The sequence below is a fragment of the Paenibacillus rhizosphaerae genome, assembly GCF_014192015.1.
GTDB classification, from domain to species: Bacteria; Bacillota; Bacilli; order Paenibacillales; family Paenibacillaceae; genus Paenibacillus_AQ; species Paenibacillus_AQ rhizosphaerae.
In genome coordinates this window covers 1,609,959-1,622,411 of sequence record NZ_JACHXJ010000002.1, presented here as the reverse complement: position 1 = coordinate 1,622,411, position 12,453 = coordinate 1,609,959, and the positions used below count along the sequence as shown (strand labels likewise).

Genomic DNA, 12,453 nt, shown 5'->3' with positions numbered 1-12,453 from the left:
ATTATCCCTCACTCCAATCGATGGATTCAAAGGCTGCTTTCCCCGAGCTGCCGAGGAAGTTGGCGATCTTATCGGATACGACGGCTTCGACTGCAGCGCGGCCTTTCTCAAGGTCTTCCGGGGATAAAAGCCGGCACTCTTCGTTGGTCATGCGCTCTGATCTGCCCAGCGCTCCGAGAAATGCAAGTTCCAGGTCGGTGGCGATATTTACTTTGCTGACACCGCCACCAGGAAGGGTAATCGCCCTTCTTATCATCTCGGCCGGGACCCCTGAACCTCCATGCAGAACAAGATGTACCGGAGTCAGTTTACGGATCGACTGCAGCCGGTCGTAATCGATGCGAGGCTGCTTCACCATATAGACGCCATGCGCCGTCCCGCAGGATACGGCTAGGGCATCGACCTTCGTATCTCGAACGAATCGAAGAGCTTCCAGGGGGTCCGTGTATAGTTCCTCGTCTTTGTCCGTCTCCACGAAATCGGTTGTACCGATCATGCCGAGTTCTGCTTCCACCGAGACGCCGTGACAGTGAGCATAGGCAGCCGCTTCCGCTGAGGCGGAAATATTCTCCTCTAGCGGTTTTTCGGAGGCGTCGATCATGACTGAAGTGAACCCCGCTTCGATCGCGTCACGGATAACCGCCATTTCTTTCGTATGATCCAAATGCAGCATGACCGGCACGGTAATCATCTCCGACTTGATCATCTCGTAAAATTCATCGGCGAATTCTTTCGGAGTGATCTCATAACGGACAAGCTCCTTGCTTGAAATTTGTACGATGAGCGGCGATTGTGCTTTTTGCCCGGCTCTTAGAACAGGGGCGATCATCGGCGTATACCTTGGCGAGAACGAACCCAGCGCATAGCCGTTCTTCTCTGCTTGCTCCAATCCTTCTTTCAGAATAATCACATTGCCCGGTTTCTTTCTCCCCATCGTGATCTATCTCCTTTAATGTCTGTCTATTCATGACGACTTCGCAAGCGTCCCCACGGTGACTGATCTTGTTTGACTAGTGTCCAGATTGTCCATAAACTCGCACCCTTCGCTTCAACCGTTAACGTTAACCTTTTGTACCCGACGAAATGTTCATGCCTTCAATGAAATAACGTTGAAAGAAGAAAAATAGGGCGATCACCGGAGCCAAGACGATGAGTGACCCCGCCATCAAATAATGCCACTGCGTCGTTTCCTGCCCTTTGAAAGACTGCAAACCGATTTGCAGATTGAACATCGATTCCTTGCTGATATAAATCAGAGGTCCCAGAAAATCATTCCATGCTCCCTGAAAAGTCATAATCGCGATGACAACGACGGCCGGCTTGGCGAGTGGAATCATGATTTTCCACCAGATGTAGTAATGGCTCGCTCCGTCAATCTTGCCTGCTTCAATCAGTTCGTTCGGAATCGACATATAGAACTGGCGAACTAAAAAAATCTGGTAAGCCGATCCGAACAACCCCGGCACCATTAACGGCAAGTAAGTGCCGACCCAGTGGATCTTGGCGAACATAATATACGTCGGAATGAGCGTTACGAAACCAGGAATCATCATCGTTCCCAGCATAACGGTAAACAGCATTTGCCTACCCGGAAACTTGATTTTGGCAAACCCGTATGCGATGAATGTATTGGACAGAACATGAGTTATAACGCCTACCCCTGCAAGCAAAAGCGTATTGAGCGTATAACGGGTGAAGTTTCCTCTGCTCCAAGTTAGCCTGTAATTCTCCCAATGGAACGATTCCGGAATCCAGGTCGGCGGATAGCTCATAATTTCATTCAGCGATTTGAGCGATGTTGAAATCATCCACCAAAGCGGCATCAATATAATCATGGCTAAGGCCGTCAGCACTGCAATGAGTACAGCCATCCCCACTCGCTGCCTTAACTTTCTACTTTGATAATAATTGCTATGGGCATGCACCATCCGGCTACTCATTCGGGTGCTCATCGGTTATCTCCCCCTTCATAGTGAACCCAGTACTTTGAGAGCACCATGTTAATGATCGTTAAGACGATAACGACCACAAAAAGGAACCAGGCGAGTGCCATGGCATACCCCATGTCAAACACTTTGAACGCCTTTGTGAACATGTGGAGATTGAAGAACAGTAATGAGTTCATCGGAGAACCCGGCGTATTCATGTCGCTTGACATGACATAACCCTCCTGGAATATCTGGAACGCTCCGATCATGTGAGTTATGAGTTCGAACAGAAGCACCGGCGTGATCATGGGCAGCGTGATATGCCAGAATCGGCGGATGACGCCGGCCCCATCGATTTCCGAAGCTTCATAGAGCTGCTCCGGCACATTTTGCAAACTTGCCAAATACAACAGCATGCCTCCACCGACGCTCCACAGCTTCATCAGGATTATCGCGGGCTTGGTCCAGGCGGGATCGACCAGCCATGCCGGGCCCTCTACTCCAAACCAGCCAATCACAACATTGACGAGGCCCGTTCCAGGCGTCAGAAGCATTTGCCATAAAATATATAAGGCGACGCCGGATAAAATAGACGGCAAGTAAAAAATGGTCCGGTAAATCTTGATGCCCGGTATTTTCCGGTTGAGCATCACGGCAAGCAGGAGCGATCCAAGCGTTGTGAGCGGCACGCTGAAAATGACATAATAAAACGTGTTCCAAAGCGACTTCCAAAACAGCGGATCATGAAAAAGCATATTGCGGTAATTGGTTGTGCCTATCCAGTCATGGCGGGACGTAATATCATAATTCGTAAAGCTTGCGTATAGCGAGAACAACAGCGGACCTGCCGTAAAGGCCAAAAATCCGATGATCCAGGGCGACACGAATACCCATCCTTGTCTCGCTTCCTTCCGCTGCTGCAATCCCGATCTTTTTTTATCGACGGAAAGGGCCATCGTCATCCCCCTCTTTCCAAGATCATTCGTAACTTCGATTCATTCGTTCGGTGGGAACGATCCTTTATTCGATCATTCCCCGTCCAAGAGAATCCGGTTACTTCGTATTTTGCTTCATGAGGTTCTCGACATCGGCCTGCGCCTTATCCAATGCTTCCTTAGGAGACATCTTGCCCATGATGGCCGCGTCCCGCTGCGGATTGATCAGATTCAAGAAGTCAGGAGCGTTCAGAGGCACCGGGAACACTTTCGTCACCGCCATGTTATCGACCGCGGCTTTGTACACTTCGTTTTTAAGCAGTTCCGGATCATTGGCCGCCTCCTGGTTTGCCACACTGTCGAAGTTTTTCTCCGCCCAATACTTCTGAGCCGATTTGTCCGTGAGATATCTCATGAACTCCCATGCCTCTTGAGGATGCTTCGCACCTTTGGGAATTTCGAGGACAAAGCCGCCGCCGACGCTGTAATGACCGGAATCCTTTGAAATTTCTGGAATCGGGGCAATGCCGAAATTCAGGTTTTGTCCAAAATCCCTGATTTGGGTATAGAAGGTTGTTGCATCAGGCCATATGGACACTTGACCGGCTATAAACGGATTCGCCTGTTTGCTGCCGAAAGAAGCTTTGAACGTATCCAAATTCTTTTGTCCGATCCGATTCGCGTTATCAAGCACGTAGTTCATGGCATCCAGATGTGCCTGGTCGTTGATGACAGGCTTGCCGGTATCGTCAAAAAAATTGGTCCCTTTATCAAAGTTCATGGCGATGCTGCCCCAATCGAATCCGGCGTATTGAGGAGAGTAGCCGATCCGCGTGTATACGCTTCCATTTTTTCGATCCAGTTTTTTCGCCGTCTCTTCCAGTTCCGCCCACGTATCCGGGAACTTATCAGGATCAAGGCCGGCCTCTTTGAAATGATCCTTGTTATAGAACATCATTCTTGTGTCTGTCGTAAACGGCAGTGCGTAGGCTTCTCCTTTGTAGAGGACCGTGTCCCATAACTCTGGGAAAAAGCGTCCCTTGATATCCTCTTTCTTTAAAAATTCCGAAAGATTCGTGTTCTGATTCTTATCCGCACGCTGCCCTGTCGCCTCAATCGTGTTGACAATGACGTCGGGTGGATTTCCAGCCGCTACTGCAGCGAGTTCCTTGGTCCAAATATCACCGAACGGGTAGTATGTATGTTTTACCGTGATCCGATCCTGTGATTTGTTGAAGTCATCGATGATGTTTTCAATAATGGGCCGTCGGGTTTCCGAACCCCAGAAGGTCCAAAAATCGATGGTCACTTTTCCCTTTGATGCAGTCGCTGTTTCCGTCTGTTGGTCTTCCCCATTGCTGCCTCCTCCACAGCCTGAAAGGAGTAAAACTGTCGAAAGTGCCGTCATAAGAATTGCAGATAAGGGTTTCTTCAATTTCATTACAAATCCCCTGCCTTTGTGGTATTTTGAACAGTTCCCAACCCTAAACAGTCAATAATCCCATAGAAATCGCGAATAAATATGGGATATTGTGGTTTATTTATGAATAATATCAACGTAATCATCAATTGTCAACGCTTACATTTAGAAAAACCACAAACACCCTCATCTCCCTTTTGTCCCAGTATCATTAACTTCAGCTGAAGCAACATCGGTCCCCATATCCTTTAGCATCATTAACTCGGCCTCTTCAGCATTTTGAAAATTACGATTCCAAAATAAAAAAACCAAGAACTCCTTTTTGGGTTCTTGAGGTTATCAATGGTTTTTAGCTTTTATTAAATCTTTACGGGAATTTGGGTCGAGCTAATCACATTTACTAGATTGCAACTCTAAATTGTTGGTCCGTTGGAGAGCGGCAACTCTTCTTGCTGAAGGTAGTCAACTCCGCGCACCCGGGTTGGGTGAAGACCGAAATCGGCGGCCAATATGCTGAAATCGAAGCTTCGGAAGGCGGTAAGTCGAGTGTGCTGCTGGCTACGCTGCCCGCGGACGGACCAACCGGCCAATTCTTTTATATGAACCATCAATTGCCTTGGTAATCAGTTTGTAATAAATCACCGCAAGCCGCGGCTCTATCGCCAAACAAATAAAGATGGCCCCTGATTTTACCAAGGGCCGTCTTTATTTGCTGCTTTTCTTGGGACAATATTAGTCAGACGTCCTCCTTCTAAGCAAGTCTGACGATTGGCATAATTGTCCTCTGCAAGTGAGATAATATAGCCGATTTTCTAAAAATCAGGCCAAACGGTGGTGATGATGAATGATTACTGTACCCCAGATATGGAATGAGCTTAAGGAATCTTCCGATTTTGTTTGCCTTCAATTCGAAACCCAAACAGAGCCTTATTTTATAGGTTATTTCAAATCACTTACCGATCCGGAAGTCTTGGATCAGCGCATCATGGCTTCCTTAAGCATGGAGCCGGAAACTCCTTTAGATGATTTATACCCGCTGATCCGGGTTGCGGATAAAGAAATTTCTTCTGACTTGAGTCAAATTCATAATAAATTGTTACGCGGATATGTGGCCATTCAGCATGGTCTACATCATCCGAAATGTATACTGGTGAATGCCGTTTTATCCAAGAGCCGCGATGTAACCATACCGGAAATTGAATTCAATGTAGAAGGTTCGAAAGAAGCCTTTGTTGAATCACTGGACACGAACCTTAACTTGATCCGCAAGCGAATTCCTATCTCCGCGTTACGGGTCAAAGAAATTATTGTAGGAAGTGTCTCCAAATCGAGAGTCGCGATTTGTTACATGGATGGCGTTACGAATGACCAATATGTAAATACCTGCATTCAGCGTTTAGAGAACATACAATTCGATATGATCCCGGACATTACTGTCATTCAACAATTAATCGAGGACAATTCGAACTCGATCTTCCCCCAGATGCTTGGGACTGAAAGAACGGATCGGGCCTCATGGGGGTTAACGCTAGGACAGGTTTGCATTTTTGTTGACGGGTCCCCGACTGCAATGTTGGGCCCCGTGTCCCTGGGGTCATTTTTCACCTCCTATGAAGATTACTTTTTGCCATGGATCATCGGCTCTATTATGCGGTTAATCCGGATTATTTCCGTCGTGTTTTCTGTTTTTGCATCGGCCATATACGTGGCTATTCTTACCTATCACGGACACGGTATTTCAAATATTTTTTTGCCCACAATTATTTCTTCCAGAATTGATGTGCCCTTTTCTCCTGTTATAGAAGTGCTCATCATGGAGCTTTCCATTGAACTGTTGCGTGAAGCGGGTGCCAGATTACCTTCCAAAATCGGACAAACCATCGGGATTGTTGGGGGGATCGTGCTGGGTACCGCAGCTGTTCAAGCCGCACTAACCAGTAATTTTTTATTAATTATTGTGGCGTTATCGGCGATGGCTTCTTTCACCATGCCTGTTTTTCAGATGAGCAACGTGATACGGATCATTCGGTTTCCATTTATTATTGCTGCACAAATATGGGGGTTGTTGGGGATCTATATTTGCGCCATTGCCGTTATCACTCATCTGCTGCGATTAACTTCTCTCGGAATGCCATACCTGGTGCCTTTTTATCCTTTACGTCACAAGGGCTTGTTCGATACGTTAATACGTCCTCCGCTTTCAAAATTTTATCAACGCCCCGGTTTTTTAAGAACAAAGCATCCCATTCGATTCGATAAAAAACATGCAAGTAAAAAAAAGGACATCGACGAATAATTCGGTGATGGGAGTGGTCACAGTGAATTCAGTGCACGAACGATATACCGTATCGCCCTATCTGATTTTCTTTATGGTGCAGCCCATGCTGTTCGGGCTGGAGTTTTTGTCCATGTCGATCAAGCCGATTCAATTGGCGGGTCAAGATGCTTGGTTTCCCCTTTTCATATGCGCATTCATTGCACATATCGTCATGTATATGATTTATCAAATCCTCAACCAAAACCAAGCGGATCTTATCCAGATTCATCAACAGTTCTTCGGGAAATGGGTCGGCGGAGGGCTTAACATGATCTTCATCACTTATTTCATGCTGGTTTCCATTTATCAAATTCGGCTGTTTATAGAGATTATACAGGTGTGGATATTTCCTGACCTCGAAACATGGCCTGTTGCTTTGGTTCTCCTGGCGCTTACTTATTACATGGTTTCAGGAGGATTTAGAGTTATCGTGGGCATCTGTATGCTTAGTTTTCTAAACCAAATCTTTTTTTTATCTATGTTTTTTACATTTCCATATCTTCATTTTAACAATTTAACGCCCATCATGGATCACTCACTAATGGATTTCATCAAAGCAACCAAGGAATTGTCCTTTTCTTATAGAGGAATGGAGTTCCTGTTATTTTGTTACACCTTTATAAAAGCACCGCAGAAGTCACAAAAATGGTCCCAATGGGCCATTATATCGATGACCATCTTATATTTGGTCGAGATTTTCTTTTCGTTATTATTGTTCAAACCTGAACAATTACCGACGGAAATTTGGCCGGCCCTATCTAAGTATAAATTTGTTCAATTTCCCTTTATTGAACGTTTTGAATTTATTGGTTCGTCTGCAATGATTTTGCGAATATTCCCTATCGTATGCTTAAGTACCTGGTCTTCGGGCCGAATCATGAAATCCATGTTTTCAGTTAAGCAACGAACCATGCTGCCGTTCTTTTTAGTTCTGATGTTCATTGCCGTATGTTGTGTTCCCAACCGAAAGAGTATTGAAGGGATTCAAACATGGATATCGATGACCGGATTCTGCATTCTATATGTGTATATCCCGTTTTTGTATATCCTCAATGCAATTAAAATGAAAGTGAGAAGAACAGCGTGAAACGTCTTCTACTCGTATTGACATCCTGCTTGTTGTTAACGGCGTGTACTAAACAACAAATTCTGGACCGAAGTACACTGTTTCTCGTCTCCGCTCTTGATAATGCGCCAAACGGACAACTCGAAGTTACGCTGGGGCTTACTAAGTTTAAAGCTGGGGATCCGGGCTCCGTTTCAGACGAATTCTTTTCTAAAGTAGGTCATACCAGCTCGGGGATTACAGACTTAATGAACATGCAGTTAGTCCGGCCTATAAATCCAGGAAAACTATCCGTGGTTTTGTTTGGAAAAGATAAGGCAGCCCATGGTTTGTCTCAGGAGCTGGATGTCATTTTAAGGAACGCTCAGTATTCGCGCAGGATGTATTTGGCTGTAGTCGACGGAGAGGCAAAAAAGCTGCTGGAAGGGAATTTCAGCTCCGGAGAAGAAAAAGGATTGTTTTTGTACAATTTATTTGATACAAACACTCGCAAAGGGCTCATTCCGAGCAGGAATCTTCACCAATTCGAATATTCCCTTGTAGGTAAAGGAATAGATCCTTTTTTACCGCTCCTTAAAATGCAAAACGGCAAAGTTGCAATCACGGGCATGGCTTTATTTAAAGATGATCGATATGTTGTAACCATTAACGAAAAACAAGCACGTATCATGAAACTGCTTATGAATCAAACGAAGCGCGGCATCTTTGAGGCAAAACTTGGCGAGGGCTCTTATGTTTCAATAGATAATACCGGATCAAAGGTAAATTATCGAATCTATAAAAATTCGAGGTATCCAAGTGTGATGATCAACCTTGTCATTGAGGGTAAAGTTAGAGATTCAAGGGAGGTTACTTATCCGAACCAGGAGCTGCGGAGAATTGAAGAAAGTATAAAAAAAGATATCCGTACATCCGGATTGGAACTCATAAACTTGTTAAAAGAAAAAGAAATCGATCCGCTCGGACTGGGTGATTTCGTAAGAAGTAAAACTAGAAATTGGAGCGAAGAAGCATGGAAGGAAATGTATCCATCATTGAATGTAAGGTTACTCGTTACGGTACATCTCACAGAAACGGGTGTCAAGAAATAATGTTGGTATACATTTGATTTTGATCATCACTCACTCTGCAATCTCGATTAATCTGGGCAAGGACGGTAAAGGTCATATCGCTGATGTCACCAGTGCATAAAGCAATTTGAATCTATCTGCGTGTTATATCTATCGTAGAAGAACTTCTCGGATTCCATGACAACCGGCATAGACTCCATCCTTTTTCTTTGGTTTTGAAAATCTCAAGTCCTGAGAGGTATGTCCGCAATATCTGTCTCGGACAATTTACGTTCGTGCCAGGATTCACAACCACCGATCTCAACGGCAATGCCACAGGCGGTAAATCCAAGGAAGCCGCTGCTGCCATTATCGTGGGTTATGCCATAAATGGCAAACGTCATAACGGCGAGTTTCTGTATGAGAAAGGTATTTACGCTTGGTAATCAACTTCCTTTGTCCTTTGCTATCATGCAGCGGCTTGAATGTTTGTGCTGTTCATTTTCTGAATTGTAGGTCTGCCCGTTAACCGACCAGGCTGCCGATGATCTCGGCAGCCTGTTGTTATGCCGCTAATTAATGTAATAAGCAATCCTACTACATAGGAAGTGATATTGCTCAATGATTTTGGAGAATTTAGACTGTCTAGTCGTTATACAGGAGCCGCGGTGAATCGGGCTCGTGAAAAAACCGGCACCCGAATGGGGTGCCGGTTACGTTAATTAACGACGGAATGGTACGTATCCGACAATAAGGCTAGGTTCAGTATCCCTGTGGAAGGAAACACTCGATGGGCGTCGCCCAACGTCCCGGGGTCGCCGATGCCAACGGCCACCATATTAGCGCTGCGGATCGCTTCCACGCCGGAGGATGCGTCCTCAATGCCGAGGCAGTTTCTTGGCGGAACGCCAAGCACTTCGGCCGCTCGCAGAAAAATTTCCGGATCGGGTTTGCCCCGTTCGAGAATGCCGGCGTCCACGATCTCGTCGAAGTAGCCGGTGATCCCCAGCGAAGCCAGAATAGCCGGGGCGTTGCGGCTTGCCGAAGCGACGGCCATGCGGATCCCGAAAGCCTTCAGCTCCTCCAGCAGCTCCCTGATGCCCGGGAGCAAATGTTCCGGGCGGATGCGACGGATCAGCTCCCGGTACCGCTCGTTCTTGCGCTGCATGAACCGTTCTTTTTCGTCTTCCGAATAGTGGCGGTCCGAACGTTGCAGCAGAAATTCGAGAGAAGTCCGGCGGTCGACGCCTTTCAGGTTTTCGTTATACGCTTTATCGAAGGGTATCCCGAGTTCGTTCGCCAACTCCAGCCAGGCCTCGTAATGGAATTCGGCCGTATCGGTCAAGATACCGTCCAGATCGAAGATGACGGCCTCCAACGCCCGGTTCGGCAGGGTAACTTCTTCGTCGATCTCGACTCGCTTGCTCAAATGGCAGATTGTGAGTGGTTTGCCTTCCGCTAGCCGGTAGATGGTGTGATCCTTCGTCACCTGAACAGACAGCAGGCTTCCCGCAAACCGCAAATTAAACGCGTAGCTTGTCCATTGGGCGGGGATATCCGGAGCGAAATGCAGTGCCCCGTCCACCACACTCATCCCGGCGAATCCATCGACGATCATCAACCGGCTGCCGGCCATCGAGGCGGTATGAATCCCGTCCTTGACGTTGAGGTGGTAATCGTCCAGATCGACCCGGGCCGTTTGCTGAAAGAAGCCGTAGGCTTTGTCCATATAGCCGAGTTCGGCGCCGACGATCCCGTGGATGCAGGTGGATAAGGAGGAATCATGCGTCGTCAGCGGCTCGTAGTAGTTATAGTTCCGCTGCTTCTCCCACATCGCAAACCGTCGGCTTTGGGTAAACATCGCCATGACCAGGTCAGCCTGCTTCAGTACCTGATGGCGGTTAATCTGCAAGCTATGGTAATGCATCATCAGCGGATAGTTCTCTTTGGGCGTCGCCGCGAAATCCCATACCGGCTTGTTCAAGAAGGAATCATCCTGACCGATTAGCCCGTTCTGCCGATGAATGTAAATTCCCGCCGCCGCTTCGCTCCACCGGGTAACCTCTTCTTCGCTTATCCCCAAGGCGGCAACAAGTTCCGCCCAACGTTCCGGACGCTCCTCCCTCAAGGCTGCCGCAACCCGTACCGCATATTCGAGCTGATCCTTGATCATCAGGTTTGTGTAGGCATTATTATCGACGATGGTCGTATATTCGTCCGGCCCGGTCACGCCTGTGAAGCAGAAGCCCCTGCCTTCAATCCATGCCCCAACGCCGGCGAAATAACGCGACGTTTCGAATAGGATTTCCGCCCCCTCCTCATACAGAAAGGGCTTGTCTCCCGTCGCTTCCACGTACTTCTTCAAAGCGTAGCAAATGTCCGCATTGATATGGATTTGGGCCGTGCTGGCGGACGGATACGCCGAGGTTTCCTCCCCGCCGATCGTCCGCCAGGCATACAGCGCCCCGGCCTCGCCCATTTCCCGCGCTCGTTCCCTGGCTTTCGGGAGAATGTAATGCCGGTATTTCAACAGCTGCCTGGCGATCTCCGGTTGAATGTACAGGAAATAAGGAAGAATATAGGTCTCCGTATCCCAAAAATAATGGCCATCGTACCCTTCTCCCGTGATCCCTTTCGCCCCGATGTTGGTCCGGCCGTCCCGGCCGACGGACTGCAGCAGATGGTAGGCGTTGAATCGCAACGCTTGCTGCAGCTCGGCATCCCCCTGAATTAGGATATCCGCGGTCTTCCAGTACTCGTCCAGATAGGCTTGCTGCGCGGCGGCTAACTCGGCATAACCTGCCGTAAGGGCAGCTTCCAGCTCATCCGTGACCAGCTGTAGAAGCTCCTCCTCCGGGTCATCCTTGGATGTATAATAAGCGATGAATTTATCGAGGACGACGGTACCGTTCTCCTCTGCCTGCACGCGGAAGCGCTTTTCGACCCGCTGTTCCGCCACAGCCGTTTCCAGCTTGTAAACATGGTTGAGAATGTGCTCGACGCCGCACATCACTGCAAAATTCGTTATGCTCGTCGATTGGATCAAAGCACAGAACGTCCTATGTTCATACGACTCCTTCGTTTGCAACACCTGCCCGTTGAAGGCGGAACCCGCCCGCGGGTCGCCTCCCCCGGCCTGATTCGCCACTCGCCCGTCGACCGCCGACGCGAGCAGGATCTCCCCCGAGAAATTCAACGGCCTCACTTCATACCGGATCGCAGCCAGATGCTTGCTTTCAAACGAGGCAAAACGCTCGATGCGAATCCGTAGTTTTTTGCCTGTCCCCGTCTCCCAGACCTGAGTCCGGATGACTGTCCCTTTCCGCATGTCCAGCCTGCGGCTGTACTCGCTGATCCGCTCGGAGAATAAACTGAATTTCTCGCCGTCCACGTACAGTTCGACAAGTTTGCCGTCCGTGACGTTTAGCATCGTTTGATGCACCAGGGGATGGCCGTAATGCCGCGCCTTCGGGTAAGTAATCGGGGAAGAATCGTAAAACCCGTTCAAATAGGTGCCGTGCAGCGACGTTCCCGGAGGACCGTCATACCCCTCCTCGAAGTTGCCGCGAATCCCGATATACCCGTTGCCGACGGCAAACACCGTCTCATCCCGCTGATTCGTCTCCGCGTCGAACGACGATTCTGTTACCGTCCAGGGCTCGAATGGATAGATAACCTGACCTGACCGCATGTATTTCTCTCCTCTCTTCTCCCGCTTCCAAGACGGGTTCTCGTTCT

10 protein-coding genes are annotated in these 12,453 nt (G+C 48.1%); 5 read left to right on the top strand and 5 right to left on the bottom strand.

Annotation, left to right across the window (positions count from 1 at the left end):
- Nucleotide 1 precedes the first annotated feature (1 nt).
- The 4 genes from FHS19_RS15990 to FHS19_RS15975 form a co-directional block, all read right to left on the bottom strand.
- Nucleotides 2-934 (bottom strand): class II fructose-bisphosphate aldolase, encoded by a 933-nt coding sequence (locus tag FHS19_RS15990; protein WP_183582744.1) that lies wholly within the window; start codon nt 932-934, stop codon nt 2-4.
- Between the two features lie 127 nt (nt 935-1,061).
- Nucleotides 1,062-1,871: a carbohydrate ABC transporter permease gene (locus tag FHS19_RS15985; protein ID WP_246426583.1), complete on the bottom strand. Its 810-nt coding sequence runs from the start codon at nt 1,869-1,871 to the stop codon at nt 1,062-1,064.
- 77 nt (nt 1,872-1,948) lie between these two features.
- On the bottom strand, nt 1,949-2,884 hold the full coding sequence (locus FHS19_RS15980) for a carbohydrate ABC transporter permease (protein WP_183582743.1): 936 nt from the start codon (nt 2,882-2,884) through the stop codon (nt 1,949-1,951).
- Nucleotides 2,885-2,981: 97 nt separating this feature from the next.
- Nucleotides 2,982-4,304: an ABC transporter substrate-binding protein gene (locus FHS19_RS15975; protein WP_246426582.1), complete on the bottom strand. Its 1,323-nt coding sequence runs from the start codon at nt 4,302-4,304 to the stop codon at nt 2,982-2,984.
- Between the two features lie 428 nt (nt 4,305-4,732).
- Here FHS19_RS15975 and FHS19_RS15970 point away from each other — a divergent pair, with 428 nt between their 5' ends.
- The 5 genes from FHS19_RS15970 (at nt 4,733) to FHS19_RS15950 (ending at nt 9,161) form a co-directional block, all read left to right on the top strand.
- Complete coding sequence (locus FHS19_RS15970) at nt 4,733-4,906, top strand: Rossmann-fold NAD(P)-binding domain-containing protein (RefSeq protein ID WP_183582742.1); 174 nt, start codon at nt 4,733-4,735, stop codon at nt 4,904-4,906.
- A 221-nt stretch (nt 4,907-5,127) separates the two neighbouring features.
- Complete coding sequence (locus tag FHS19_RS15965) at nt 5,128-6,579, top strand: spore germination protein (protein ID WP_183582741.1); 1,452 nt, start codon at nt 5,128-5,130, stop codon at nt 6,577-6,579.
- Between the two features lie 22 nt (nt 6,580-6,601).
- A complete protein-coding gene (locus FHS19_RS15960) occupies nt 6,602-7,687 on the top strand; it encodes a GerAB/ArcD/ProY family transporter (protein ID WP_183582740.1) in 1,086 nt (361 codons plus the stop codon).
- Nucleotides 7,684-8,757, top strand: a complete 1,074-nt coding sequence (locus FHS19_RS15955; RefSeq protein ID WP_183582739.1) for a Ger(x)C family spore germination protein — start codon at nt 7,684-7,686, stop codon at nt 8,755-8,757. Before FHS19_RS15960 ends, FHS19_RS15955 begins: the two co-directional genes overlap by 4 nt.
- Before the next feature lie 254 nt (nt 8,758-9,011).
- Nucleotides 9,012-9,161 (top strand): Rossmann-fold NAD(P)-binding domain-containing protein, encoded by a 150-nt coding sequence (locus FHS19_RS15950; protein WP_246426581.1) that lies wholly within the window; start codon nt 9,012-9,014, stop codon nt 9,159-9,161.
- A 272-nt stretch (nt 9,162-9,433) separates the two neighbouring features.
- Here FHS19_RS15950 and pgmB read toward each other — a convergent pair whose 3' ends face one another.
- Nucleotides 9,434-12,406 carry a beta-phosphoglucomutase gene (gene pgmB / locus FHS19_RS15945; protein ID WP_183582738.1) on the bottom strand — a complete coding sequence of 991 codons (2,973 nt, stop codon included), beginning with the start codon at nt 12,404-12,406 and terminating at the stop codon, nt 9,434-9,436.
- Nucleotides 12,407-12,453: the final 47 nt, after the last annotated feature.

Coding starts and splice junctions, on each gene's coding strand:
- FHS19_RS15990 (WP_183582744.1), bottom strand. CDS start 934: ATGGGGAGAAAGAAACCGGGCAATGTGATTATTCTGAAAGAAGGATTG.
- FHS19_RS15985 (WP_246426583.1), bottom strand. CDS start 1,871: ATGGCTGTACTCATTGCAGTGCTGACGGCCTTAGCCATGATTATATTG.
- FHS19_RS15980 (WP_183582743.1), bottom strand. CDS start 2,884: ATGGCCCTTTCCGTCGATAAAAAAAGATCGGGATTGCAGCAGCGGAAG.
- FHS19_RS15975 (WP_246426582.1), bottom strand. CDS start 4,304: ATGAAATTGAAGAAACCCTTATCTGCAATTCTTATGACGGCACTTTCG.
- FHS19_RS15965 (WP_183582741.1), top strand. CDS start 5,128: ATGATTACTGTACCCCAGATATGGAATGAGCTTAAGGAATCTTCCGAT.
- pgmB (WP_183582738.1), bottom strand. CDS start 12,406: ATGCGGTCAGGTCAGGTTATCTATCCATTCGAGCCCTGGACGGTAACA.